The 25,961-nt window shown below is 68.0% G+C and carries 23 protein-coding genes and 1 tRNA gene; 13 read left to right on the forward strand and 11 right to left on the reverse strand.

Going from position 1 to position 25,961, the window contains the following annotated elements:
• Position 1: 1 nt before the first annotated feature.
• The gene (locus OH768_RS28025) at positions 2-853 is read right to left on the reverse strand and encodes a helix-turn-helix domain-containing protein (RefSeq protein WP_406458103.1); all 852 of its coding nucleotides are present in this window, start codon (positions 851-853) and stop codon (positions 2-4) included.
• Positions 854-1,330: 477 nt separating this feature from the next.
• Here OH768_RS28025 and OH768_RS28030 point away from each other — a divergent pair, with 477 nt between their 5' ends.
• The 4 genes from OH768_RS28030 to OH768_RS28045 all read left to right on the forward strand — a co-directional run bounded on the left by OH768_RS28030 (position 1,331) and on the right by OH768_RS28045 (position 3,900).
• Complete coding sequence (locus OH768_RS28030; protein WP_060904833.1) at positions 1,331-1,588, forward strand: helix-turn-helix domain-containing protein; 258 nt, start codon at positions 1,331-1,333, stop codon at positions 1,586-1,588.
• A gap of 129 nt (positions 1,589-1,717) precedes the next feature.
• Entirely contained in the window at positions 1,718-1,930 is a 213-nt protein-coding gene (locus OH768_RS28035) for a helix-turn-helix domain-containing protein (protein ID WP_266839093.1), read from the forward strand.
• Positions 1,930-3,084, forward strand: a complete 1,155-nt coding sequence (locus OH768_RS28040) for a tyrosine-type recombinase/integrase (protein WP_406458106.1) — start codon at positions 1,930-1,932, stop codon at positions 3,082-3,084. Before OH768_RS28035 ends, OH768_RS28040 begins: the two co-directional genes overlap by 1 nt.
• A 288-nt stretch (positions 3,085-3,372) precedes the next feature.
• Positions 3,373-3,900 carry a hypothetical protein gene (locus OH768_RS28045; protein WP_266839089.1) on the forward strand — a complete coding sequence of 176 codons (528 nt, stop codon included), beginning with the start codon at positions 3,373-3,375 and terminating at the stop codon, positions 3,898-3,900.
• A gap of 161 nt (positions 3,901-4,061) precedes the next feature.
• On the opposite strand, the gene OH768_RS28050 is transcribed toward OH768_RS28045, so the two are convergent.
• Entirely contained in the window at positions 4,062-5,675 is a 1,614-nt protein-coding gene (locus OH768_RS28050; protein WP_406448763.1) for an IS1182 family transposase, read from the reverse strand.
• 326 nt (positions 5,676-6,001) lie between these two features.
• The gene (locus tag OH768_RS28055; protein WP_266839087.1) at positions 6,002-6,277 is read right to left on the reverse strand and encodes a hypothetical protein; all 276 of its coding nucleotides are present in this window, start codon (positions 6,275-6,277) and stop codon (positions 6,002-6,004) included.
• A gap of 261 nt (positions 6,278-6,538) precedes the next feature.
• Between OH768_RS28055 and OH768_RS28060 the strand changes: the two genes are divergently transcribed.
• Together OH768_RS28060 and OH768_RS28065 are read left to right on the forward strand one after the other, a co-directional pair.
• Entirely contained in the window at positions 6,539-8,605 is a 2,067-nt protein-coding gene (locus tag OH768_RS28060; RefSeq protein ID WP_406458108.1) for a GNAT family N-acetyltransferase, read from the forward strand.
• Complete coding sequence (locus OH768_RS28065) at positions 8,602-9,081, forward strand: ASCH domain-containing protein (protein ID WP_266839083.1); 480 nt, start codon at positions 8,602-8,604, stop codon at positions 9,079-9,081. Before OH768_RS28060 ends, OH768_RS28065 begins: the two co-directional genes overlap by 4 nt.
• Positions 9,082-9,130: 49 nt before the next feature.
• On the opposite strand, the gene OH768_RS28070 is transcribed toward OH768_RS28065, so the two are convergent.
• A complete protein-coding gene (locus OH768_RS28070) occupies positions 9,131-10,204 on the reverse strand; it encodes a hypothetical protein (RefSeq protein ID WP_266839081.1) in 1,074 nt (357 codons plus the stop codon).
• Between the two features lie 386 nt (positions 10,205-10,590).
• A tRNA-Gly gene (locus OH768_RS28075) sits at positions 10,591-10,664 on the reverse strand.
• A 515-nt stretch (positions 10,665-11,179) separates the two neighbouring features.
• On the opposite strand from OH768_RS28075, the gene dcd reads away from it, so the two are divergent.
• The gene (dcd, locus tag OH768_RS28080; protein ID WP_266770151.1) at positions 11,180-11,755 is read left to right on the forward strand and encodes a dCTP deaminase; all 576 of its coding nucleotides are present in this window, start codon (positions 11,180-11,182) and stop codon (positions 11,753-11,755) included.
• Positions 11,752-12,261, forward strand: coding sequence for a phosphoribosyltransferase (locus OH768_RS28085; protein ID WP_406458111.1), 510 nt, complete (start codon positions 11,752-11,754; stop codon positions 12,259-12,261). Before dcd ends, OH768_RS28085 begins: the two co-directional genes overlap by 4 nt.
• 75 nt (positions 12,262-12,336) lie before the next feature.
• On the opposite strand, the gene OH768_RS28090 is transcribed toward OH768_RS28085, so the two are convergent.
• The 5 genes from OH768_RS28090 to OH768_RS28110 all read right to left on the reverse strand — a co-directional run bounded on the left by OH768_RS28090 (position 12,337) and on the right by OH768_RS28110 (position 17,434).
• The gene (locus tag OH768_RS28090; RefSeq protein WP_406458113.1) at positions 12,337-13,281 is read right to left on the reverse strand and encodes a Yip1 family protein; all 945 of its coding nucleotides are present in this window, start codon (positions 13,279-13,281) and stop codon (positions 12,337-12,339) included.
• 127 nt (positions 13,282-13,408) lie between these two features.
• Positions 13,409-14,773, reverse strand: a complete 1,365-nt coding sequence (locus tag OH768_RS28095) for an FG-GAP and VCBS repeat-containing protein (protein ID WP_406458115.1) — start codon at positions 14,771-14,773, stop codon at positions 13,409-13,411.
• A 74-nt stretch (positions 14,774-14,847) separates the two neighbouring features.
• Positions 14,848-16,338, reverse strand: coding sequence for an FG-GAP and VCBS repeat-containing protein (locus OH768_RS28100; RefSeq protein WP_406458117.1), 1,491 nt, complete (start codon positions 16,336-16,338; stop codon positions 14,848-14,850).
• Positions 16,339-16,567: 229 nt separating this feature from the next.
• Positions 16,568-16,978 carry a hypothetical protein gene (locus OH768_RS28105; protein ID WP_406458119.1) on the reverse strand — a complete coding sequence of 137 codons (411 nt, stop codon included), beginning with the start codon at positions 16,976-16,978 and terminating at the stop codon, positions 16,568-16,570.
• Positions 16,979-17,020: 42 nt separating this feature from the next.
• Positions 17,021-17,434 carry a hypothetical protein gene (locus OH768_RS28110; protein ID WP_406458121.1) on the reverse strand — a complete coding sequence of 138 codons (414 nt, stop codon included), beginning with the start codon at positions 17,432-17,434 and terminating at the stop codon, positions 17,021-17,023.
• Between the two features lie 158 nt (positions 17,435-17,592).
• Between OH768_RS28110 and OH768_RS28115 the strand changes: the two genes are divergently transcribed.
• Positions 17,593-18,546 (forward strand): hypothetical protein, encoded by a 954-nt coding sequence (locus tag OH768_RS28115; protein ID WP_406458123.1) that lies wholly within the window; start codon positions 17,593-17,595, stop codon positions 18,544-18,546.
• A 67-nt stretch (positions 18,547-18,613) separates the two neighbouring features.
• Here OH768_RS28115 and OH768_RS28120 read toward each other — a convergent pair whose 3' ends face one another.
• Positions 18,614-20,905, reverse strand: a complete 2,292-nt coding sequence (locus OH768_RS28120; RefSeq protein ID WP_406458125.1) for a (Fe-S)-binding protein — start codon at positions 20,903-20,905, stop codon at positions 18,614-18,616.
• A 213-nt stretch (positions 20,906-21,118) separates the two neighbouring features.
• Between OH768_RS28120 and OH768_RS28125 the strand changes: the two genes are divergently transcribed.
• The 4 genes from OH768_RS28125 to dnaJ all read left to right on the forward strand — a co-directional run bounded on the left by OH768_RS28125 (position 21,119) and on the right by dnaJ (position 25,956).
• Positions 21,119-22,141 (forward strand): MraY family glycosyltransferase, encoded by a 1,023-nt coding sequence (locus tag OH768_RS28125; RefSeq protein WP_406458127.1) that lies wholly within the window; start codon positions 21,119-21,121, stop codon positions 22,139-22,141.
• 96 nt (positions 22,142-22,237) lie between these two features.
• Positions 22,238-24,082, forward strand: coding sequence for a molecular chaperone DnaK (gene dnaK, locus OH768_RS28130; protein ID WP_406458129.1), 1,845 nt, complete (start codon positions 22,238-22,240; stop codon positions 24,080-24,082).
• Positions 24,079-24,735, forward strand: coding sequence for a nucleotide exchange factor GrpE (gene grpE / locus OH768_RS28135; RefSeq protein ID WP_406458131.1), 657 nt, complete (start codon positions 24,079-24,081; stop codon positions 24,733-24,735). The genes dnaK and grpE overlap by 4 nt, the downstream gene beginning before the upstream one ends.
• Before the next feature lie 33 nt (positions 24,736-24,768).
• Positions 24,769-25,956, forward strand: coding sequence for a molecular chaperone DnaJ (dnaJ, locus tag OH768_RS28140; RefSeq protein WP_359611579.1), 1,188 nt, complete (start codon positions 24,769-24,771; stop codon positions 25,954-25,956).
• The last annotated feature ends 5 nt before the right edge of the window (positions 25,957-25,961 follow it).

A 25,961-nucleotide genomic window follows, 5' to 3' on the forward strand; every position in this document is an offset into this window, starting at 1 on the left:
GTTACTCCGTTCCGGTCGGTTCGTCGACGGCGGCGAGCAGGGCGGCCATGTGCGCCTCGGTGCGCGTCATGCCGGTGGTCGAGGTGGGGGCGGGTGGGCCACCGGGCAGGGCGTAGAGGTTCGGGCGACCGGGGGCGGGGGTGCGTTCCCGGGCGATCCACGCGCGCCAGTCGGCGGCCCACGCGTCGGCGGTGCGGGGCGCCCACGAGCTCCGGTAGGTGCGCCACTTCGCGTCGGCGGTATGCAGGCCGTGCTCGCCGAGCCGGTCGAGATGCCCGTCGTGCTGGAGCCAGGCGTGGGCGCTGTCGTCGATCTGCCACTCGGTGGCGGAGATGAGTGGGGCAGAGCTGCTGCTGCTCTTACCGTTCACTTTCGGTTCTCTTCTGTTCTGGGGGTCGGAATCTGCACCCCCCTCGGGTCGGAATCCGTACCCCCTGGGGGTCGGGTTCTGTTCCCCGGGGCCGGATTCCGATCCCCCCTTGAAGGGCTCGGCAGGGTCGGATTCTGACCCCCCGAGGGTCGGATTCCGACCCTGTTGGGGTGCCGGATTCCGGTCCCCCTCCCGAGGCGCATCGGCGAGGAACCGGGCGGCGATTGGGAGGCGGTAGTACGTCTCTCCTCTGGGTCCCTTGCGGCCAGGGAGCTGCACCAGCTCGCCATCGGCGATCAACTTGGCGAGCGCATCGCGCACGGCTGTGCGGGAGGCGTTGGCGCGCTTCATGAGGGTGGGCACGGACGCGTACGCGACGCAGTGCCGGTCGCCGCACCGGTCGGCGATCAGAGCGAGGACCATGCGGGCGGTGCCCTTGCTGTGGCTGTGATCCCACACCCATTCGCGGGCGTCATAGCTCATCGGGTGGCGGCTCCTGGGGGTCAGTGCATGGAGGTGCAGTCGGCCCTTGTCGGGCGGTGCACAGGGAGGGGGTTGGCCCACCACCCCGGCCGACGGCGCGGGGGAGGGCTGGTGGCGTCGTATAGCCAAGACAGCCACATCCATGCCGCTCAAGTCCAGCATTCCGCCGAGAAATTCAGACAGCTGACGGCGAACGCTTACTGCGAGCTAGGCATCCCCAAAATTATAAACGCGAATCGGCCGCTGCCGAAATAACGGACCGTCAGGCGAAGCCAGAAGCATCACATCGGCAAGCCGTTGACGCGCCGCCGACGGGGAAGCTACAACACAACACCGCACGTCACAGCATCGATCGACGCATCCGTCCGTGCCCCCATCCCGACCCCCGGAAACCTCTCCCCGGCGTACGACGCGAGCGCAACATAGCCGACGATCGCCGGTTACCAAAACCGGCGATTGAGCCTTTCAATTGGAGCCATGCCCCCACGCTCATTGGAAATCGGGCCGGCAGGAATGCAGGCGGCCCGTGCCATCGAAATCCTCCGCGCCGAACGCGGCCTGTCGCAAAGGCAGTTGGCCGACCGCGTGACAGCCCTCGGCCACCCGATGTCGAACACCATGTTGTCCCGCATCGAGCGCGCCCAGCGCCGATGTGACGTCGACGACCTCATCGCGATCGCCGAGGCCCTCCACGTCCCGGCACCCGCGCTCCTGCCCGGCCGCCCCGCAGTCTGAACCGCCTTCGCCGCGCCGCAGTTCGCCCCATCCCGCACCCGAGTGAGGACCCACCGCCCTTGCGCCTGCCCGCAATACCCCCGGCTCCCGTCTGCCCCCAGCGCGCCTCCGCGACGGAGGTGATCGTGAATGGCTGACCGCCTCCTGACCGTCGCCGAGGCCGGCGAAATGCTCGGCACGGGCGAGCGGTTCGTTCGCCGCCTGATCGCCGAGCGCCGCATCCGCTACGTGAAGCTCGGCCGCCCGGTCCGCATCCCTGAGAGCGCGGTCGCCGAGTACGTCGAGGCGCGCATGGTCGAGCCGACCCGCCGTACCCGTGTCCGCTATGGGAAGGCGGCCTGATGGCGGGACGCAAGCCGCAGCGGCGGCGGCGCGAGTTCGGCACGACCCGCAAACTTCCCTCCGGTCGATGGCAGGCCCGCTACATCGGCCCCGACGGGCAGCGGTATACCGCCCCGGAGACCTTCGAGACCAAGTCCGACGCCCAGGACTGGCTCAACCTCACCCGCGCCGACATCGAGCGGGACGTGTGGCGTGACCCGGACGTGGGCGCGGTCAACTTCGAGAAGTACGCGCTCCGTTGGAAGGAGGAGCGCGGTCTGGCTCCAACCACGCTCGACCGCTACGACGGGCTGCTGCGCCTGCACATCCTGCCGACCTTCGGCAGGAAGGACCTGGACGAGATCACCCCGCCGTCCGTCCGCACCTGGCGTGCCGAGCGCCTGAAGGCGACCGGCGCCACGACGGTCGCCAAGTCGTACCGCCTGCTGAAGGCCATCCTGCAGACGGCGGTCGACGACGACCTCCTGCGCAGCAACCCGTGCCGCATCAAGGGCGCCGGCAAGGAGGAGGCCGATGAACGCCCCACCGCGACCATCGAGCAGGTCTTCGACCTCGCCGACGCCATGGGCCCACGCTGGCGCCTGATGGTCCTGCTCGGCGCCTTCGCCTCCCTCCGCCCGGAGGAGTTGGCCGAACTGCGCCGACGCAGTGTCGATCTCGACGAATGCTCCCTGCGCGTCACCCGGGCTTCCCCGGAGCTCACCAACGGCCGGCGCGTTACCGGCGACCCCAAGACCCGGGCGGGCAAACGCACCGTCTACCTGCCGGACTTCATGCTGCCGGAGCTGCGGCGGCACCTGCAGTGGTTCGCCGAGAAGGAGGTGGACGGCCTGCTCTTCATCGGTGAAAAGGGTGCTCCGTTCCGCCGCTCCACCTTCGGCCGGAAGTGGCGCAAGGCGCGTACCAAGGTCGGCATGCCGGAGAACTTTCGCTTCTACGACCTACGGCACACCGGCAACACCCTTGCCGCGGACACCGGCGCCAAGTTGAAGGACCTCATGGTCCGCGCCGGCCAGTCCTCGGAGCGGGCTCAGTTGATCTACCAGCACTCGACGGCGAAGCACCAGCAGAAGCTGGCCCAGGGCATCAACGCCGAAGTGCGGCAACAACTGCGCGAGGCAGCCGCAGAGGGAAAGCCTGCCGCAGAAGCCTGAGAACACGAGGGCCGTACGGAACCCGGACCGACAAAATTCCGGCCGGGTTCCGTCCTGACTTCCTGCACCTTGCACCCTGCAAAGGGTCGGGACTTCAGCCGCCCGCTTGCGCAACCACCCCGTGCTGGCGAGGTACTCCTTGCTGGTGCAGCCGCCTTCGCGTAGTCCGTCATCGCCCGCTCCAACACGATGGCCGAAATGCCGCTCTTGCAAAGACTCGAGTGCATATCAGTACGCGGCTGGCGGGCAGAGTCGCCCAATACACCAGCCGTTGTGGGGGGAAGCTGGATGTCACTGGACTGGGCAACAACCATCACCACTCTGGGCGGGGTGGCCACTGCCTTGATCGGTGTGGTGGCGGGCTCATTGCTCACAAGCCGCAGCGAACGCACTCATTGGGCACGTGACAAGCAGATCGCCGCCTGCTCGGCGATCGTTGCCGAGTCCACCCGAATCCAACTCGCTCTGCGTCGTGCCTGGAAACACGGTGATCCCGTGGACTGGGTGCCTTGGAACGTGGCCTTGGGAACGGTCTGGCTGGTCGGCAGTCCCGCAGTCGTCGACGCCGCAGCCCGGGTCGACGAAGTGTTCTGGGAGTGCAGCGATCAGTTCATCCGGCAAGTCGCACTCGAAGAGCAGTCCTGGGGCGAGGCGCGCGACCGAATGGAAACCGCGCGGCTCCACTTCATCAACATCGCCCGCCTTCATATCGATCCCCAGCGGTCACGGCTCACCCAGGTGCCCGTCAGTCGGCCGCCCCAGCCACGCCTTGCCGGCCCGGGACCAGGAGGGGCCAGGGCACCCGACGCCGCATGACACCGAACCCCCAGACCAGCACACCCCAAGATCAATGGCGGGCATCCCGTAAGGGGCGGCGTGTACGGCTGCCTGCCTCAGGCGAGCCTGCACGCCTTTTCCGTTGCGAAGTCGTCCCGCTCCTGAGCTTGACTCTGTCGGGGATCTTGTAGACGCCGAGGTCAACTACCCAGGGTGCGCCAGGACTTGAGACGAGGGATCTCGCGTTGGTCGAGGTAGTTCTGGAAGGCAGTCGGCCGGCGGGGCGTGGGGGCTTCCTCGGCCGGTGTCAGTGCGCTGAGGCGCTCGATGTTGACGGCGATGGCCGTCAGGACGTGCTGGACGTGGGCCTTTCCCTGTCCCCGGTAGCGACAGCGTCGCATGCCGTGTCCGTGGGCGAACTCGTTGATGGTGCCCTCCACCCCGGAGCGGACCGCATAGCGGGCCTTCCAGTCAGGCGTCTGTTGCTCGGCGCGGACGCGGAGCTGCAGGTCGCGGAGTTCTCGTGGAGGGAAGCCCACGGTGCGGGCGTTGTCGGCGGTGCTGGTGCACTGGGCGCGAGCTGGGCAGGGACGGCATTGGCTTTTGGTGAACCGTGCCACGATCAGTGGGGCCGCGGTGGGCGAGGAGGTCGGGTAGGGGCCGTGCCAGCCCGCGCTGACCTGCCCCTGCGGGCAGGTGACCTGCTGACGATCGAAGTCGATATGGAAGTCGTCCCGGGCGAAGCCCTCGTTTTGGCGGTGCTGGCGGGTGGGGTTGCTCTTCAGCGGCCCGGAGACGGTGACCTGGTGTTCACGAGCGGCTTGTTCCAAGTGGGGCAGGGAGGTGTAGCCGGCGTCGACCAGGTGCTCGGCGGGCAGCAGCTCGCGGCGGGCGAGGCGGGTGTGGATGCCGGGCAGGACCTGGCTGTCGTGGGTGGTGGCCGCGGTGGTGGCCACGTCCGTGATCACGTTGGGGCCGTCGGGAGCGCAGGTCTCGGTCAGATGCGCCGAGAACCCCTTCCAGCTGATGATGTGTCCGTGCCGTGCGTAGCGGGCCGAGGGGTCGTAGGGAGAGACGATCGCCCTCGACGAGGGCGGCAGTCCGGGTCCGCCTTCCTTCTCGGCGGTGCGCCAGCGCAGGTGCCCTGCGGCATCACGGTGGTAGTTCTGCACCATGATCTGGCGCAGGGCCTGGACACGGGGAGCGGGCATGCGGTCCGCTCCGCGACGGTGGAGGTGTTCCAGGAGCCGGGCGGCGTCGTTTCCGGTGGCAAGAATCCTGGTCATGGGCTTGGTGGGGTTCTTGCCCAGGCGGACCGGCCGGCCGTAGCGGCGCCCCCAGTCCTCATCGACCAGCTCGTCGAGCAGGTGCGGGAACGTGCCGGCGACTTCTTCGAGTGCGGCGCGGACCGCTTCGGTGATCAGCTCCAGGCGGGTCAGGTCACGTACCGCGGCCAGGACGTGGGTGGAGTCGGTGCGCTGTGTGGTGCGCTCGCGCACCAGGCCGGCCTCCTTGAGCCGGGCCAGCGCGAGGTCCAGGAGACGGTCAGGACGGCCGTCCTCAGCGAGACGGTCACGGAAGTCTGCCAGCACACTGTGGTGAAACCCGGGATCGTCCAGTTCCATGGCCATCGCGTACTTGAAGTCGATGCGGCAGCGGACCGCCTCGGCGGCCTGCCGGTCCGACAGGCCGAGCAGGAACTGCAGCACACAGACGGTGGCCAGTTGAGCAGGCGAAAGCCCGGGACGTCCGTCCCTGGGGTACCAGTCCGCGAAGTCCTCGTCGCACCACAGCCCGTTGAGGCGGTCCCTCACCCATATCGCCGTCGTGCCGCCCGGGTTGCTTGCCCGCGCCACCTGCGCGGTCAGAGGCGGGACTCGCTCACCGGAACGGGGGCGCAGGGACAACGGGCACCTCGACAACTGCATCGGTCGGCAGAACTACCCGAGCCTGCCCGTTGACCATGCTGCCGCACCGGGAAACCCCAAGATCCCCGACAGAGTCAAGCTGAGAAGCCGTATCTCAACCGATCATGGAACGTGCGGTTCGAACAGGTTTCCCGCCGGGGAGATCTTCCCGTTGTACGGGGCATGGAGACAGGGCCTCTCGGTAGCTGGGAGATGCGAACGACCACGGGCCGTCAGCCGGCACTGAACATCCCCGATGCCTCCAGAAGGAGCCACCCGCGTCCTGCCAGGCGCCTGGCCCTGGAACGCACCGCGGCCTTCGCCGGCGTCGTCCCAAGGCCCAGCTCCACCGCGATCTCCCCGGCCTCCAACACCTCAGCCAACCGCGCGGCTTCCTCCCGCAGACCCTCCACCCGTACCGGCGCAGCCGCCTCCCGTTCCTCCAGCACTCCCAGCACCGGCGTCGCCGCGCACCCTTCGGCCATGAAGCGGATACAAGACGTCAGCATGCCTCCCTCACTCCGAGTAAAACCATCTCTGACCAGCAGAAATCAACGGATTACGTTCGGGTCTGATGGAGGTTTGGGTGACAGGTTCGGTCAGGCGTCCGGCCGGGTTCCGTGCCCGAGCAGTCGCGTTGGGAGGGCCCCGCAGCACCGTGCGCCCCTCGTGCCCCCTTGAGGGACGGCTTCCGTTGAGATCAGCTTTCCCTGTATGTACTGACAGGGGAGTTGAGGCTGGCCGCGGTCGGCCCTTCTGGAGGGGGAGTAGTGGCGATCAAGTTACTGCCGGTTGCGCCTGCGCGGAACGAGCTGATCGACAAGGCCATCGCGCTGGGCGATCGCTACACCAAGACGTTGGGGCTCCTGACGCCGCCTGCGTACCGTAAAGCGGCTGAGGACGGTGGACTTTTGGTCGCCGTTGAAGCGGAAGAGGTAATCGGCTATGCGCTGTTCGGGCTCCCGAAGAGGAGCGCGCACATACGCCTGGCGCACCTCTGCGTGGCGGAGGAGCAGCGTGGCAGGGGCGTCGCGCGGCAGCTGGTGGAGGAGATCAAGAAGAGGTATCCCCAACGGCTAGGAATCAAGGCCAAATGCCGACGGGACTACGACCTCAGCGACATGTGGACGAGCCTGGGGTTCGTTCCGCACGGTGAGGTACGAGGACGCGGCCGGGACGGAGAGATCCTCGACGGATGGTGGCTGGACCTAGGGCATCCCGACCTCTTCGCGGAGGTGGAGAGCGATGCCCTGCTGGTGGTGACGGTCGACCACGGAGTGTTCGCCGATCTGCGCGGGCTCGCCGAAACAACCAACGCAGAGGAGTCCCGCGCGCTGGAAGCGGGCTGGATGACGGATCTCGTCGAACTTGCCTACACGCCCCAACTGGTCCATCAGATCCGAGACATCCCTGACACCGCCGACCGTCAGCACCAGAGGGCGGCGCTGCCCGGACTGCGCCAGCTCACTCCCGATGCTGCAGCCGTGGCTGAACGAACGGATCAACTGCTCAGTGCGGCCGCAGAGTTGCTCCCGGACCTGGGTGACAACAGTGCACTACGTCGTTGTGCGCAGTATGTGGCTGAGACATCGTGCGCCGGCCTTCAAGTGCTGGCCACCCGGAACCCACTCCTGTTCCGCCTGGCCGATGTGGCCTGGGAGGTCGCCAGGGTCCGCGTTGTATCGCCTGCCACCGTGACGCTGCACGTGGACGAGCTTCGGCAGGCTCAGGTGTACCGACCGGCCGATCTGATGGGTACGGATTTCCGGTCCACCGAGGTGTCCTTGGGTGCGGAGGACGAACTGGTCGCGTTCTTCGATCAGTCCGGTGGAGACGACGGTTCGGCCTTCGCCGAGCGCTTGCGGTCCCTGAACGCGGGCACGGTTGTATGGCGCCGTCAACTCCTACGGGATGGCGAAGGCCGCCCGGTAGCACTCTACGTATGGGCGCTGGACGGGCGAACACTGATCGTCCCCGTGCTCCGCACCGCAGATCATGCACTTGAAGAGACCCTGGCCAGGCAACTCCTCTTCCTGCTCAAGAGTCTTGGGCGGGACTGTGGCGCGGAGATCATACGGATCACCGATCCGCACCCCTCCGTGGTTGCCAAGGCTGCTGCTGGTGACGACGGTTTCTTCGAACACGACGGCAGGCTCGTAGCCCTCCTGGTGAACGTGTGCGGCACGGCGGCCGAGGTGGAGGCCGTGGCCGGTGGGCTCGCTCGTGAGCTGACCGTTGAGGCAGCCGCACTGCATGAGGGGATGCCCGCCGTGGTGGCCGCCGTGGTGGAACGCGCCTGGTGGCCGGCGAAGGTCATCGACTCCGGGCTGATGTCCTTCCTGGTCCCGATCAAACCGCGTTGGTCCACCGAGCTGTTCAACGTCCCGGCGATGCTCCTGCCGCGTAGTCAAGTTCTGGGCATCAGTAGGGAGCACGTCTACTACCGCTCGTCGGGGCATCGAGGGGAGAGCGTTCCCGCTCGCCTCCTCTGGTACGTCAGTGAGGGTCCCGCCGGTGTGGAAAGCCAGATGGTCGTGGGCAGTTCGCGGCTGGACGAGGTGCTCATCGACACACCCGATACTCTCTTCTCGAAATTCGAACACCTGGGCGTATATGGTCGGGCTGAGGTTCAGGAAGCCGCTGATGCCTCAGGTCACGCCATGGCCCTGAGGTTCTCGGACACCGAGATCTTCCCCAGGTCGGTGACGCTGAGGCGATTGACCTCGCTGGCCAGGGAGCTGGGACTACCTTGGTCATCGAACTCGCTGATCTCGCTGTCGAAGATCAGCAACGAGCTGTTCCAGGCGGTCTACAAAGAGGGGTACCGAAAGACGTGAACGATCCGGAACGCGCGATGCTGCTGTCCGTCCACCCGCGCTTCGCCACCGCGATTCTGGCTGGCAGCAAGACGGTGGAGGTCCGCCGCCAACGCGTCGCCGCGCCTCCCGGAACGCCAGTCCTGCTCTATGCGACCGCACCCACCATGGCCCTGGTGGGTATGGCGCGTATCGCCTCGGTGCACGTGGCTTCTCCCAAGGAGGTCTGGTCGGCGCATCGCTCACAGACGGGGATCACTCGACGCGAGTACGACGCCTACATGGACGGCGCGATCCAAGCGAGCGGTCTCACCTTGGAGGACCCCGTGTCCTTCGATGAGCCGGTGACACTCAGCGCGCTGCGTGCGGCGGGGACCTTCCACCCTCCGCAGAGCTATCGCTACCTGAAGAGTGTTGAATTGCGTCAGGTATCAGAGGCTGGTCCCGCCGTGGGCAGTGCGCTGCGGCAAGCACTGCCAGATGTGGTGCACGCGTAGCAGGCCGGGGCTACGAGCCGATTGATCGCGGGAGCCCCTTCGCTGCTCGTTAGCCGCCGAACACTGCTTGGTACGCCGCCTGCCCCTGCTGTACCAACAGCGTGAGGCCGGCTGTCGTGGTCGTGATCGCGCCCAGAGTCTCCTGTACGCGCAGGTACGCAGCCCTGATCCGCCCGGGCTCCGGCTGCTCGGCAGAGGTGGTCTCCTCCAGCACTTCGACGTCCTGGATCAAGGCTTCCTGCTGATCCAGCGGGGCTCCGAGCGTCGGGGCCAACTGCCGTACCAGGGTCGCGAATTCGGCGAGCGCGGAGGCGTCGACACCGAAGTTGTTGTTCTGAACCACGCTCTGCTGGGACCCGGCGACGACGCCGGAGGAGTTGTTGATGTTGTAGGTGTCGCCTGTGCGCTGCTGGCGGCTCAGGTAGTCGCTCACGGTTCCTCCGGACAGTACGCAGTCAGTGCCTGAGTCGGTGACTTTGGCTTTGATCGAACTCGTGGTGCTTGGGTCCTCGTTTGCCCGGCGGACAAGCCCCCGCCGGGTTAGGTGCTCAAGCGCGCCGAGGATCTCGTCCACGGACAGAGAATCGCCCGCGACGTACGAGCCCGGCGCCTCCACGAACGCCATGACCTCTACGAGTTCTCGACCGCGACCGGTCTGGAACAGCCAGTACAGCAGGGCGTCGCATGCGTGGACGAATCGTGCGACCGAGTCGGTCTGCAACGTCCTCAACTGCTGAGCCACCAGCATCCCCTCGTCGGTGAGGAAGACCTGGGAGTCCGTACCGGAGAGATCCCGGGAAATCTGGACAAGCCCGTGCTGCTCCAGCTGCAACGCCATGGTCTTGGCCTCGGCTGAGGGAAGTCCTTCCGAGTCGACATAGGACGAGACGTCAGCGGTCACTCCCGGCTGGAGGGCGGCCAGATCGTCAAGCCACACGAGCAGCCGCGAGAGATACGGGTCCTTCTCGATGCCTGCGTTCACAGGTGATGCAGACGGGATCTCTGGCGCATCCACCTGGACCGGAACGCGGATGGGATGCTTGCGGGCCGCGCGCTCGAATTCCTTCGCGATCTCTCGCTGCATCTTTTCGATGGCCTGCTTGTTGATCTCGAATCCGGCCATGCGCGGCCTCCTGTCGTCGGTGACACAAGAAGCCTAATGAGCACCACTGACAACGCGGCTCCCGGACGGGCGGCGAGGCTCACGCGGTGGGCTGAGAACGACCGCCCTGACGCCGGGCCGCGCGTTGCGCGTCGCGGTCTGCACGTAGCTGCCGTGAACTGCTGCTTTGCGTAAGCGACTTCGCAGACAGGTCGCGCAGTCGTGGCGCAGGTCACATGAAATGCGTCTCGCTATTTGGGACGCTTGAAGGTCAAGTTGCTCGAAGTGGCCCGTGAGCACCCCTGTGGTGCCCCTTTGTCTCGACTTAGGGCACGCGGAGGGCACGCCACCCCCGAATTGGTCTAGACAACAAACAACCCCCAAGTCGCTGACCTGGGGGCAAATTCTGGAGCGGGTGACGAGAATCGAACTCGCACTCTCAGCTTGGGAAGCTGATGTTCTACCACTAAACTACACCCGCGCGAGACGCCGGTTGAACCGGTGTCGGAACGCTCTGTCACTGTAGCGCATGTCGGGTCCCCGGTGCTGAAGCCGTGGGGCTCGTGTGCGCCGGGAGGAGGGTGATGGGGCTGCGGGGGGCCGGAGTTGGGGCGTACGGTGGAGGCGTGGAAGAGGGTCTGGGTGGGACCGGAGTGCCGCCTGGAGAGCCGTTCCTTTCATCCCGTAATGTGGCATTTGTCGTCCGGCGGTCAGCAGCCGGACGCGGCTCTTGGGGAAGGGACTCATGGACTTGATGGAGCGCACCGTCGTCCGTTGTGCCGATGGGCACGTGTTCAGCACCGCTTCGTTCCCGATGCAGCAGGCCGAGCGGCTCGGCCCCGGTCGGCTGGTCCGGTGTCCACGGTGTGCCCGGCTCCGCAGCGCGGTGCCGGTGACCTTGGAGAAGCAGTAGCGGTAACGCAGTAGTCAGGCAGCAGCAGGCGCGCGGGTCCGTCCGATTGTGGTCGGTCCGCGCGTCTTGCGTATCCTCGGGGCGTGCTTCTCTCAGACAAGGACATCCGGGCCGAGATCGACGCCGGGCGGGTCCGGATCGATCCCTACGACGAATCCATGGTGCAGCCGTCCAGTGTCGACGTGCGCCTCGACCGCTACTTCCGGGTGTTCGAGAACCACCGCTACCCCCACATCGACCCGTCCGTCGAACAGGCGGACCTGACGCGGCTGGTGGAGCCCGAGGGCGACGAGCCGTTCATCCTTCACCCCGGTGAGTTCGTGCTCGCCTCGACGTACGAGGTCGTCTCCCTGCCCGACGATCTCGCCTCAAGGCTCGAAGGGAAGAGTTCCCTCGGCCGGCTCGGGCTCGTCACGCACTCCACCGCCGGGTTCATCGACCCCGGCTTCTCCGGGCACGTGACGCTGGAACTCTCCAACCTCGCGACCCTCCCCATCAAGCTCTGGCCCGGCATGAAGATCGGCCAGCTGTGCATGTTCCGCCTCAGCTCACCGGCCGAGTTCCCCTACGGCAGCGAGCGCTACGGCTCCCGCTACCAGGGCCAGCGCGGCCCCACCGCCTCCCGCTCCTTCCTCAACTTCCACCGGACGCAGGTGTGAGCAGGGGCGGCGCAGACGTACGGGAGAACCTGACCTACGAGGCGTTCGGCGTCGCCGTGCGCGAACTCGCCCAGACCATCGCCGACGACGGTTACGAGCCCGATGTCATCCTCAGCATCGCCCGGGGCGGGGTGTTCGTCGCCGGCGGTCTCGCCTACGCCCTCGACTGCAAGAACATCAGCCTTGTGAACGTCGAGTTCTACACAGGCGTCGGCACCACCCTCGAAATGCCCGTCATGCTCGCGCCCGTCCCCAACGCCATCGACTTCTCCGACAAGAAGGTCCTGATCACCGACGACGTCGCCGACACCGGCAAGACACTCAAACTGGTCCGCGACTTCTGCCTCGACGCCGTCGCGGAGGTGCGCAGCGCGGTCGTCTACGAGAAGTCGCAGTCGCTGGTGAAGTGCGAGTACGTGTGGAAGCGGACCGACGAGTGGATCAACTTTCCGTGGTCCGTCGAACCCCCGGTCGTAACTCGCGCCGGTCAGGTTCTCGACGCCTGAGCGGAGCCGATGCTGTGACGGCGAGGGGCTTCCGGTTCGTGCCGGGAGCTCCTCGTCGTCGTAGTGGAAAAGCCGTTAGAACGTGCCCAGCTTCACGATCGACAGCAGGGCGATCAGTTGGATCGACGAGGCGCCGAGGGCCTTCGGCCAGGGGAGGTCGTGGGAGCGGCTGACCATCATTGTCAGGAGGGCTCCGGCCGCTACCCAGGTGGCCCAGCCGAGGGCCTGGACGAAGGTCGCGTTGCCGCCGAAGAACATGGCGAAGACCAGGCGGGGGGCGTCTGTGATGGACATGATCAGCATGGAGAGGCCGACCGTGGGCTGCCAGGCGCCGTCGCCGCCGAGTTGGCGGGCCAGGGTGTGGGTGACCACGCTCAGGACGAAGGAGGAGACGACCATCGCGACGGCCGTGATCAGGACGATCGGGACCGCGTTCGCCAGTGTGGCGTTTATCGCGTCCTCGCGGGCGCCGTCGAAGCCGAAGACGGCGAGCAGGCCGTAGAGGAACGTCACGATCAGGGCGGGGGCCCACATCGCGTAGTCCCGCATCTGGAGGAAGGTCTGCTGGGGGGCGAGGACGATGCCTCTCAGCAGGTCCTTCCAGTGCAGGCGGGGGCCGACCGGGCCCGTGGGGGCCTGGGTCGAGCCCGCGCGGTAGGTGCCGCCCTGGGTGTACGGGTCCTCGCCCACGGAGAAGGCCTGGGTGTGGCCCGGGTTGTTCGCCGCGTACGGGTCCGGGGTGCCCGGGTGGCCCTGGGCGTACCCGCCGCCGTCGCCGAAGTACTCCGGCTCGTCGCCGTGGGCGCCGTTGCCGCCGTTCCCCTGGGACCACTGCCGGTCGCCGCCACCGCCTCCGTACTGCGGTTGCTGCTGCGGGTACGGCTGTGGTGGTGCCGTGGGGTAGCCGTACGGCTGTCCCTGCGGCGCCGGGGGTGCCTGCTGCCCGTACGGAGGTTGTTGAGGGCGCGCTTGCGGGGCCCGGCCGTCCCGGCCGCCGCGTCCGATCCTGAATCCAGCCACGTCTTCGAACGTACCTGGTTCCGGAGAGTCACGTGTCGGGCCGGCGTTTCGTGCGGGCCTTTGCTGCCGAGCTGTGACATCCCCTAAGGGCCTCCTAAGGGACCCCTAAGGGGATTCTCAGGAGTCGTCAGCCGACCAGTGTCGTGCCCAGGGTCGGGGAGCCCGCGGTGGAGAGGGAGAAGCCGCTCGGGCCGTAGGACGTGGCGCCGGATGTGGTGATGCCGGTGGTGGCGCCCTTGAGGAAGGTGATCAGACCGTCGCCGGAGTTCTCGCCGTCCGCTCCGACGACGAGGTCCGCCCTGCCGTCGCCCGTCATGTCGGTGAGCAGGACCGACGTACCGAAGAAGTCGTTGTACTCGGCGGCGCCGGGGACACCGGGCGTGTCCTGGGTGAGGGTCACGGGAGCCGTGAGGCCGGTGGCGCTGCCGAAGTGGACGAGGACCGCGCCGTTGACGGTGGTGATGCTGGACTCCTCGGGGTAGCCGAGGGCCAGGTCGGGGTAACCGTCGCCGCTGATGTCGCCGAGGGACGGGCGGCCGGAGCCGGTCAGGCTCGCCTTGGTGCCTACTCCCGATGACGTGCCGTACGAGATGACCGCCGCGCCCGGGGCCTCCAGGTCGCCGCCGGTCGCGGTTTCCGTCTCGCCGGTGACGATGTCACCGTAGCCGTCCTTGTTCACGTCGCCCACGGTCAGTTGCCGGCCGTAGGGGAGTTCCGTCTTCTTCGACGGGGCCGAAGTCGTGCCGAAGTAGAGGTAGTTGTGGTCCAGCACGGTTTCCGAGGCGATCTTGGTGTGGCCGCCGAGGATCAGGTCGGCCTTCGTGTCCTTGTTGACCTTGCCTGCCGTGAGGCGGAGTACGCCCGCGCTGCCGGTCCAGGAGGTGGTGTAGGTGAGCTTCGCGCCGGTCGAACCGGCCTTGGTGAAGCCGCCCTTGATGATCCATTGGGTGGTGCCGGTCGTGCCGACCGCGAGGTCGGCCTTGCCGTCGCCGGTGAAGTCGCCCACGGCCAGGGCCTGACCCCAGCGGTCGTGCTTGGTCGGCGCCGGGTCCGACACGGTCGTCGCGCCCTTCAGACCCGTCGACGAACCCCAGACGATGACGACGGTGCCGCCGGCCACGTCACTGCCGACCTGCTCGTACGGCGTGCCGATCGCCAGGTCGCTGTAGCCGTCGTTGTTGAGGTCGCCGACGGCCGCCGCGTCGCCGAAGTAGTCGTAGATCTCGGCGCCGCCGGGGACGCCCGAGGTGTTCTGGCTGACGGAGGTCCTGCGGCCGATGCCGCTCGACGAGCCGTACGCGATGCCGACCGCGCCCGCCTCCTCCTGGCCGCCGACCGTGGCATTGGGGGCCGGGGCGGCGAAGTCCCGGTACCCGTCGCCGTTGAAGTCGCCGACCAGGCCGGAGGGCGTGGCGGAGGCGGTGGTGACCGGGAGGGCGGTGAGCAGGCCGGTGGTGAGGGTCGCGGCGAGCAGGAGAGTGCGCTTGCGCAAGGGAGTTGACTCCGGGGAGGGGAAGGGTGTGGGCCCGTGACCGGCGGTCACGGGCCCGTGCGGAGAAGGGGGTGTCAGTCGGCGAACAGCGCGCCGAACTGCGGCGTGCCCGAGGTCGAGACGCCCGAGGTGCTCGGGGAAATCGTGCGGGAGCCGGTGGCGGTGATCTTCGTGCCGTTGGAGGGGAGGTAGGTCACCGCGCCGTTTCCCTCGTTCTCGTACGACCCGACGAGCAGGTCGGCCTTGCCGTCGCCGTTGACGTCGTCGAGCTTGACGTCGGCGCCGAAGAGGTCGTTCTTCTCGTCGGCGCCGGGGACGCCGGCCGTGCTCTGGGCGAAGGACTGGACACCGGTGGTGGTGTCGGCGCCGGACGCGGAGCCGTAGATGACCGTGACCATGCCGGCGTTGGTGGCGGCGCCGAGGTCCTCGTTCGGGGCGGAGACCACGACGTCCTGGTAGCCGTCGCCGTTGACGTCACCCAGGTCCAGGTCCCAGCCGAAGGCGTCGCCCTTCTCCGAACTGCCGGGTATGTTCCCGGAGTTCTGGGTGATGCCGGTGGTGGCGGCGGGGCCGGACGCGGAGCCGTAGGTGATGTTCACCTTGCCGCCGTTCGCCGAGTCCGGGACGGTCGTACCGTCGCTCGTCGTGGCGTCCCAGCCGGCGCCGGTGACGATGTCGCCGTAACCGTCGCCGTTGATGTCGCCGATGCCGGTGACGATGCCGGGCTTGAGGGCCTGCGCGGACGCGACGCTCAGACCGCTCGCGGTGCCGGGCACGAAGTAGTTGGTGTTCCAGCCGTTGGACGTCTGCGTCTCGAAGCCGTCGACCACGAGGTCGGTGCGGCCGTCGCCGTTCACGTCACCGGCGGTGAGCTTCATCGGGCCGTACGGGAAGCCGGTCGTGCCCGCCGCGATCGGGGGCTTGATGGTGTAGCGGCCGCCGGGGGCGCCGGTGGAGCTGCTGAAGCCGCCCTTGTAGACGTAGATGGTGCTGGCCGAACTGCCCACGGCCAGGTCGGCCTTGCCGTCGCCGTCGAAGTCGCCGGCGGCCAGCGTCTGGCCCCAGTTGTCGTGCCCGGAGACGGCCGGGTCCGGTACGTCGCTGCTCTTGCCGGTGAGGCCGCTCGCCGAGCCCCAGAGGATCGCGAGGGCGCCGCCGTCGGTGTCGGTGCCGACCTTCTCGGACGGCGAGGAGACGGCGAGGTCGTCGTATCCGTCGCCGTTGAAGTCGGCGTACGCCGTCTCCCCGCCGAACATGTCGCCGGCCTCGGCGGTGCCGGGGATGTTGCCGGAGTTCTGGCTGAGCGTCGAGCGCTTCGCGGACGATACGCCGGTGGCGGTGCCGTACAGGGCGACGATCTGGCCGGCGTTGGCGTGGCCGCTGACGTAGGCGCCGGGCGCCGAGGCCAGGACGTCGCCGATTCCGTCGCCGTTGAAGTCGGCCTTCGCGACCTTGAACGAGTCGGCGGCGGTCGCTGTTGTCGCCGAGAGAGTGAGCAGACCGCCCGTCAGCGTGGCCGCGGCGGCCGTCGCGAGGGCGAGTCGCAAGTGGTGCTTCTGGTGCATGCGGGGTTCTCCTGCGGCATGCGGGGGATGCGTGGCGGGCATCCGCGTTGATGGGGTGCGTACCGTCCGTGTTTGCCGGGAGTTGTCCCTGGCTTCACGGGCGGTTGGCGATCAGGAGACCTGTGGTGGGGCGTAAGGGTTGTGCGTGAACTCGGTAAATCTCTGAGGTTGGTGTCAGGGGTGGGGTGGTGCTTGCGTGTGTCGTGACGTGGGCGTTGGGCCACTGTCGTCATGACGTACAGACGTCCTTGAGTCTGTCCGCTGCCGCGTCGATCTTGCTGGAATCCGGGTTCGTATCGCCGTTCAGGATCGCCTTGTTGTAGTCGGAGATCGCCTTGTCCAGGTCGTCGACAGCCTTGTTGACCTTGCTGTCGTCCGAGTTCGTGTTGATCTTGTCGAGGTTCTTGTCGATCGTCGTGATGGATTCGTCGGTGCGGGTCGGGTCCTTTGCCGCGTCCGAGCCGGCCTCGTGGATTGCCTTGAGGCTGTCGGTGATCGTGTTCCAGTTCCCCTGGCAGTTCAGGGAGTTGGAGGTGTCTATGGGGTCGCAGGCGGTGAGGAGTCCGGCTGTGAGCGCGGTGGCGGCCATGAACGTGGCCATGGTGGCCGTACGGCGTGCACGTGGGTGATGCGCGGTCATGGGAGGCCTTTCGGCGGCGGGGTCGGTGTGTGGATCGAGGCGTCAGGCCCAGGGCTCGTCCACCGGGGTTCGGGGTGACGTCTTGGCCGGGCCCTTGCGGAGGTTGGAGATCAGGCCGCCTGCCGCGCCCAGGGAGACCAGGCCCATTCCGGCCGCGGTCGCGATGCCCTTGGCGCCGTCCATGGCGAAGTAACTGGCCACGGCCACACCGCCGTTGAACAGGAACAGGAACCACAGGGTCGATGTTTTCGACAGAAACGCCTTGATCTTGGGCTTCTTCGCGATACGCGAGCCCGTCAGCATCGAGACAGCGATACCGGCGAAGGTGGCCGCGGTCTTCGCCGTGCCGTCGAGTACGGCGCCGGAGGCCGTGCTCGCGGCGAGGCCGCCGATGAAGAGCGACCACAGCAGCAGGCTGGCGATGAACGACTTCACGGTGGCGAGCAGCGATTTCACGGGATTTCCTTCGGGGGAAGAGGGGAGGAGGGCAGGGATCGTCGGGGCTTGATCTCTGTCCTCTACGATTCCGTCGCGCGCTCGCCGTCACGAGGGACCGTTCTCCCGAATGCATGGTGTAGCGCGCTACACCATGGGGGAGCTGGGGGGTGGGGTTTGTGCGCGCTGTGCTGGTGTGGACCGTGCGGCTGTGCGGGCCGGCGGGGTGGGTCGCCGTGGCGGTGGCCTGCGTGTGGCTGCTCGGGGTGGGGGCCGTACCGCGGCCGTGGAACGGGGTGTTGGCGTGGGGAGCCGTTGCCGCGGGGTGCGCGGTGGTCCGGGCGGGGGCGTTGTGGGGGCTGCGGCGGATTGAAGGGTCCGGAGGTGGCGTTTCCCTCAACAAGTCGAATGGCGGGGGGAGTTGGGAGTCCCGGGGCTGGATCCGGGTCCGTACCTGCGCCGTGTGGCTTCTCGTGGGCCTCGCCTCCGGCGCGCTGTTCGTCGGGCTGCTGGGCGCCGGCAGTGGTGACGACCGGGTTGACGCCCTGCGGGACGCCGGTGCCCGGGTGAGTACCGCGACCGTCGTGGAGCGGCCGGGCGGGGTGCGGGAGGACCTGAGCGAGGACGTCGTACGGGGGTATTCGGCACGGCTGGTGGTCGCCGTGCCCGGCGGTCCCGAGCGGCTCGTCGTGAAGGGGGCCTATACGTACGACAAGCCCCGTGGCGGTGCCGAGGTCGAGGTGTTGTGGGCTCCGTCGGCGCCTGAGCTGGGCGGTTACGTGCATGAGCGCAAGGATCTGAGCGCGCTCGCCGGGGGTCGCTGGAGTGCCTTCTCGGGCGGGGCGGACGGCAGGGACGCCCTGGTCGCCTTCGTGCTCGTCATGGTCGTCGGGTGCGTACTGGCCGCCGTGTTCACCTTCGCGGCCGGGCCCGTGGCCCTTCAGCGGCTGGCCTGGTCCCCTGGGGTCCAGACGGTGCGTACCGCCCTGATCGTGGCCGTGTTCCTGGGCTGGCGCCCGTTCCTCCTGGGGGACGAGGCGAGCCTGCCGGAGGAGTTGTTCGCCGGGGGCGGCTTCATCCTCGCCCCCCTCGTGTACGTCTTCACGTCCGTGGGGACCATCGGGGACGACTGACGGGACGACGACGCCCCGCGCCCTCCGGTGAGGGTGCGGGGCGTCGTCGTGGCGGACCGGCCGGTTGTTACTTGACCGGCTGGGGTTCCGGGGCGTTCTCCGGTTCCGCGGTGCCCGCCGGGGGCTCGTCGTCGGCCGGCGTCCTGACCGAGTCCAGGAGCAGCTGTGCCACGTCGACCACCTGGATCGACTCCTTCGCCTTGCCGTCGTTCTTCTTGCCGTTGACCGAGTCCGTGAGCATGACCAGGCAGAAGGGGCAGGCCGTGGACACGATGTCCGGGTTCAGGGAGAGGGCTTCGTCCACGCGCTCGTTGTTGATGCGCTTGCCGATGCGCTCTTCCATCCACATACGGGCGCCGCCCGCGCCGCAGCAGAAGCCGCGTTCCTTGTGGCGGTGCATCTCCTCGTTGCGGAGGCCGGGGACGCTGGCGATGATCTCGCGCGGGGGCGTGTAGATCTTGTTGTGGCGGCCCAGGTAGCACGGGTCGTGGTAGGTGATGATGCCCTCGACCGGGGTCACCGGGACCAACTTGCCCTCGTCCACCAGGTGTTGGAGCAACTGCGTGTGGTGGATGACCTCGTAGTCGCCGCCGAGCTGCGGGTACTCGTTGCCGATGGTGTTGAGGCAGTGCGGGCAGGTCGCGACGATCTTCTTCGAAGACTTCGGTTTCGCGGACTCCGGCACCACCTTGCCGTCGTCGTCCAGTTCCTCGCCGAACGCCATGTTCAGTGCCATGACGTTCTCCATGCCGAGCTCCTGGAACAGGGGCTCGTTGCCGAGCCTCCGCGCCGAGTCGCCGGTGCACTTCTCGTCGCCGCCCATGATGGCGAACTTGACGCCCGCGATGTGGAGGAGTTCCGCGAAGGCCTTCGTGGTCTTCTTGGCGCGGTCCTCCAGGGCGCCGGCGCAGCCGACCCAGTACAGGTACTCGACCTCGGTGAGGTCCTCGATGTCCTGGCCGACGACCGGGACCTCGAACTCGACCTCCTTGAGCCACTCCAGGCGCTGCTTCTTGGCCAGCCCCCAGGGGTTGCCCTTCTTCTCCAGGTTCTTGAGCATCGTCCCGGCTTCCGACGGGAACGCTGACTCGATCATCACCTGGTAGCGGCGCATGTCGACGATGTGGTCTACGTGCTCGATGTCCACCGGGCACTGCTCGACGCAGGCGCCGCAGGTGGTGCAGGACCACAGGACGTCCGGGTCGATGACGCCGTTTTCTTCGAGAGTGCCGATCAGGGGGCGCTCGGCCTCGGCGAGGGCCGCGGCGGGGACGCCGGCCAGCTGCTCCTCCGTGGCCTTCTCCTCGCCCTCCATGGACTTGCCGCCGCCCGCGAGCAGGTAGGGCGCCTTGGCGTGGGCGTGGTCCCGGAGGGACATGATCAGGAGCTTGGGGGAGAGCGGCTTGCCGGTGTTCCAGGCGGGGCACTGCGACTGGCAGCGGCCGCACTCGGTGCAGGTGGAGAAGTCCAGCAGGCCCTTCCAGGAGAACTGCTCGACCTGTGACACGCCGAAGACGTCGTCGTCGCCCGGGTCGGTGAAGTCGATCGGCTTGCCGCCGCTCGTCATCGGGAGCAGGGCGCCGAGCGAGGTCTCACCGGTTGCGTTGCGCTTGAACCAGATGTTCGGGAAGGCCAGGAAGCGGTGCCAGGCGACGCCCATGTCGGTCTTCAGGGCCACCGTGATCATCCAGATGAAGGAGGTCGCGATCTTCACGCCGGCGAAGAGATAGGTGAGGTTCTGGAGCGTGGAGACGTCCAGGTGCTCCAGGCCCGAGACCACCGGGTACGAGATGAAGAAGGAGGCCTCGTAGGCGTCCACGTGGTGCTGGGCGCCCTCGAGCGCGTGCAGCATGAAGATGCAGACGCCGACGATGAGGATGACGGCCTCGACGAAGTACGCCTGGCCGAAGTTGGAGCCGGCGAAGCGGGACTTGCGGCCCGGCTTGTTCGGCTTGCTGAGCTGGCGGATCACGATCAGGGCGAGGATGCCGAGGACCGTCATGGTGCCGATGAACTCGACGAAGACGTTGTACGGCGCCCATTCGCCGATGACCGGCAGCAGCCAGTCGGCCTGGAAGAGCTGGCCGATGGCGTTGACGATCGTCAGCAGCAGCGAGAAGAAACCCACCGCCACGAACCAGTGCGCGACCCCGACGACGCCCCAGCGGTTCATCCGGGTGTGGCCGAGGAACTCCTTGGCCACGGTGACGGTCCGCTGGAGGGGCTCATCGGTGCGAGTGCCCGCGGGCACGTCCTGGCCGAGTCGCATGAGGGTGTAGATCTGCAGGACGGCACGGGCGAACAGCGCCACACCGACCACGATCAGAACCAGCGACACGATGATCGCGGCGAGTTGCATTTCAGGGCTCCTCGGGCCTGCGAGGGGTCATTACCGAACCCAGAACATTACTAAGCGGTAACTTAATCGGTCCGACCGAGATTACCCCCATTCTCTGTCGCACTGTAGCCAGCCGTGCGGTGATCTATGTCGCTGAGGGTCGCCTTAAAAACCTGTGACGGTCCGATCGTGTTATTCGTACTGAATTGGTGCATTTGCGTCTAATTTGGAGTCGTGCTCTACGGGATTCTCGCCGCCACGACCGCCCTGCTCCTCTCCGCCCTCCTCGCCGCGCTGCTCCGGGTGCCCGCCCTGCGTGCCCGGATCGTCGACCGGCGGCGGCGCACGCGCCCGGTACCGCTGCTCGGGGGACTGGCCGTCGTGATCGCCGTCGCGGCGGTCACCTGGGGGTGCGACTGGACCGGCGTCGCGCCGCTGGGTGACGACGTCGGCGGCCTGCTGGTCGCCGGCTCCGCCGTGGCCGCGCTCGGGCTCGTCGCCGACGTGTGGCGGCTGAAGACACGGGTCCTGGTGCTCGGTATGGCGGTGGCGGCGGCCTGTGTCGTGCCGTACGGGGAACTCGGGGTGCCCGGCGGGCTGTTGGCCGCGGCCTGGATCGTGTTCGTCGCCGCCGCCTTCAAGGGGCTCGATCACGCCGACGGGCTCGCGGGGACCGTGGGGGTGGTCACCGCCTTCGGGGTGGGGGCCTGCGCCGCGCTGGAGGTGATGGACGGGCTCGCGGTGTTGTTGAGTGTGCTGGCCGCCGCGCTCACCGGGTTCCTGATGCACAACTGGCATCCCGCGCGGATCGCGCTCGGCGCCTGCGGGTCGCTGTTCACGGGCTTCGTGCTCGCCTCGGCGGCCGTGGTCACGCGGGCCGGGCACGACCTCGCGTCCAGTGCGGGTGTGCTGTTCGCGCTCACCGCCCTCGCGAGCGCCGACGCCGTCCTGGTGCTGCTGTCGCGGCGGCTGGCCGGGCGGCCGCTGCTGCGGGGCGGCCCGGACCATCTCGCCCACCGGCTGCGGCGGTTGGGGTTCACTCCGCAGGGCGCGGTGGTGCTCCTCGGGGTCGCGGGGTTCTCCGGAGTGCTTGTCGGAGTGCTCGTGCACAACGGGTGGGCGGGTGAATCCGCCGTGATGTGGGTGGCGGGCGGGGCCCTGATCGTCGTACTCGGACTGCTGAAAGTATCTGTCCACGGGGTGCGGCGGGCCGGATCGTCGCAGGTCGGGGCCCAGTTGCGTGTAAGGAACGGATAAGAGTTGAGCCTGCTCGACTCAGCTCTGTTGACCCAGCGATGAGTGTGGTGCACACTTGAGCCCGTTCCACTCAAGTCATTGCTGGAGGAATCAACCATGGCACGTGCGGTCGGCATCGACCTGGGCACGACTAACTCCGTCGTCAGCGTTCTTGAAGGCGGCGAGCCCACCGTCATCACCAACGCAGAGGGCGCCAGGACCACGCCGTCCGTCGTCGCCTTCGCCAAGAACGGCGAAGTGCTCGTCGGCGAGGTCGCCAAGCGCCAGGCGGTCACGAACGTAGACCGGACCATCCGCTCCGTGAAGCGCCACATGGGCACGGACTGGAAGATCGAGCTCGACGGGAAGCACTTCAACCCGCAGCAGATGAGCGCCTTCATCCTGCAGAAGCTGAAGCGCGACGCCGAGGCCTACCTGGGCGAGAAGGTCACGGACGCGGTCATCACCGTCCCGGCCTACTTCAACGACTCCGAGCGCCAGGCGACGAAGGAGGCCGGCGAGATCGCGGGCCTGAACGTCCTGCGCATCGTGAACGAGCCGACGGCCGCCGCGCTGGCGTACGGGCTCGACAAGGACGACCAGACGATCCTCGTCTTCGACCTCGGCGGCGGCACCTTCGACGTGTCCCTCCTGGAGATCGGTGACGGCGTCGTCGAGGTGAAGGCCACCAACGGCGACAACCACCTCGGTGGTGACGACTGGGACCAGCGGGTCGTCGACTACCTGGTGAAGCAGTTCGCCGCCGGTCACGGCGTCGACCTGGGCAAGGACAAGATGGCCCTCCAGCGTCTCCGTGAGGCTGCCGAGAAGGCCAAGATCGAGCTGTCCAGCTCCACCGAGACCTCGATCAACCTGCCCTACATCACGGCGTCCGCCGAGGGCCCGCTGCACCTGGACGAGAAGCTCACCCGCGCCCAGTTCCAGCAGCTGACGGCCGACCTGCTGGAGCGCTGCAAGACGCCGTTCCACAACGTCATCAAGGACGCCGGCATCTCCATCAACGAGATCGACCACGTCGTCCTCGTCGGTGGCTCCACCCGTATGCCCGCCGTCGCCGAGATCGTCAAGGAGCTCACCGGCGGCCAGGACGCCAACAAGGGCGTCAACCCGGACGAGGTCGTCGCCATCGGCGCGTCCCTCCAGGCCGGTGTCCTCAAGGGCGAGGTCAAGGACGTCCTGCTCCTCGACGTCACCCCGCTGTCCCTCGGTATCGAGACCAAGGGCGGCATCATGACCAAGCTGATCGAGCGGAACACGACGATCCCGACCAAGCGGTCCGAGATCTTCACCACCGCCGAGGACAACCAGCCCTCCGTGCAGATCCAGGTCTACCAGGGCGAGCGCGAGATCGCGGCGTACAACAAGAAGCTCGGGATGTTCGAGCTGACCGGTCTGCCGCCGGCCCCGCGCGGTGTCCCGCAGATCGAGGTCTCCTTCGACATCGACGCCAACGGCATCATGCATGTCACGGCCAAGGACCTCGGCACCGGCAAGGAGCAGAAGATGACCGTCACCGGCGGCTCCTCGCTGCCGAAGGACGAGGTCGACCGCATGCGCCAGGAGGCCGAGCAGTACGCGGACGAGGACCACCGCCGCCGCGAGGCCGCCGAGTCCCGCAACCAGGGCGAGCAGCTCGTCTACCAGACGGAGAAGTTCCTCAAGGACAACGAGGACAAGGTCCCCGGCGACGTCAAGACCGAGGTCGAGGCCGCCGTCGAGGAGCTGAAGGCCGCGCTCAAGGGCGAGGACACCGCCGAGATCCGCACCGCCACCGAGAAGGTCGCCGCGGTCTCGCAGAAGGTCGGCCAGGCCATGTACGCCGACGCCCAGGCCGGGCAGGCCGCGGGCGGCGACGCCCCGGGTGCCGAGGCGCCCAAGGCGGACGACGACGTGGTGGACGCCGAGATCGTGGACGACGAGCGCAAGGACGGTGCCGCGTGACGGAGGAGACCCCGGGCTTCGACGAGAAGCCCGACGTCCCCTCCGGCGCCACCCCCGAAGACGCCGAGCCGAAGGCCGCCTCCCCCTCCACGGGGGAGGGGGCGGCCCCGGCAGGGGACGCAAGTGCACAGATCGCCGGTCTGACGGCCCAGCTGGACCAGGTGCGCAAGGCGCTCGAAGAGCGCACCGCGGACCTCCAGCGGCTCCAGGCCGAGTTCCAGAACTACCGCCGCCGGGTCGAGCGCGACCGGGTCGCGGTCAAGGAGATCGCCGTGGCGAACCTCCTGACCGAGCTGATGCCCACGCTCGACGACATCGGCCGCGCGCGGGAACACGGTGAACTCGTCGGCGGTTTCAAGTCGGTGGCGGAGTCGCTGGAGACCGCCGCGGCGAAGATGGGACTGCAGCAGTTCGGCAAGGAGGGCGAGCCCTTCGACCCGACGATCCACGAGGCCCTGATGCACTCGTACGCGCCGGACGTCACCGAGACGACCTGCGTGGCGATCCTGCAGCCCGGGTATCGCATCGGCGAGCGCACCATCCGCCCCGCGCGGGTGGCCGTGGCCGAACCGCAGCCCGGTGCGCAGGCGGTCAAGGCCGAGGACGAGTCCGAGGCCGGCGACGAGAAGGACAACGGCCCTGAGGAGGGCTGACGCAGACACCGGGCGGAAGGAGGGACGTCGAGGATGAGCACCAAGGACTTCATCGAGAAGGACTACTACAAGGTCCTCGGCGTGCCCAAGGACGCCACCGAGGCCGAGATCAAGAAGGCGTACCGGAAGCTCGCCCGCGAGTTCCACCCGGACGCCAACAAGGGCAACGCCAAGGCCGAGGAGCGCTTCAAGGAGATCTCCGAGGCCAACGACATCCTCGGTGACCCCAAGAAGCGCAAGGAGTACGACGACGCCCGCGCGCTGTTCGGCAACGGCGGCTTCCGCCCGGGGCCGGGCGGCGCGGGCGCCGGCAACTTCAACTTCGACCTGGGCGACCTCTTCGGAGGCGGTGCGCAGGGCGGCGGCGCCGGGGGTGCCGGCGGATTCGGCGGCGGGATCGGGGACGTGTTCGGCGGCTTGTTCAACCGGGGCGGCGCGGGCACGACCCGGACCCAGCCCAGGCGCGGCCAGGACATCGAGTCCGAGGTCACGCTCAGCTTCACGGAGGCCATCGAAGGAGCCACGGTCCCGCTGCGGATGTCCTCGCAGCAGCCCTGCAAGGCCTGTTCGGGCACCGGCGACAAGAACGGCACACCGCGCGTGTGCCCGACCTGTGTCGGCACCGGCCAGGTGGCGCGCGGCTCCGGCGGCGGTTTCTCGCTCACGGACCCGTGCCCGGACTGCAAGGGCCGGGGCCTGATCGCCGAGCACCCGTGCGCCGAGTGCAAGGGCAGCGGGCGCGCCAAGTCGTCGCGGACCATGCAGGTCCGGATCCCCGCGGGGGTCACCGACGGCCAGCGCATCCGGCTGCGCGGCAAGGGTGCACCGGGTGAACGGGGCGGCCCCGCGGGCGACTTGTACGTCATGGTGCACGTCGACACGCACCCCGTGTTCGGCCGCAGGGACGACAACCTGACGGTGACGGTCCCGGTGACGTTCGCCGAGGCGGCGCTGGGCGGCGAGGTCAGGGTGCCCACCCTGGGCGGGCCGCCGGTGACGCTGAAGCTGCCGCCGGGCACGCCCAACGGCCGTACCATGCGGGCCCGCGGCAAGGGCGCCTTCCGCAAGGACGGCACCCGGGGCGATCTCCTCGTGACCGTCGAGGTGAGTGTCCCCAAGGACGTCACGGGGAATGCTCGTGACGCGCTTGAGGCGTACAGAGAGGCCACCGCGGGTGAGGACCCGCGGGCGGAGCTGTTCCAGGCCGCGAAGGGAGCATGACAGAG

Source organism: Streptomyces sp. NBC_01622 (genome assembly GCF_045209635.1).
Classification (GTDB): domain Bacteria; phylum Actinomycetota; class Actinomycetes; order Streptomycetales; family Streptomycetaceae; genus Streptomyces.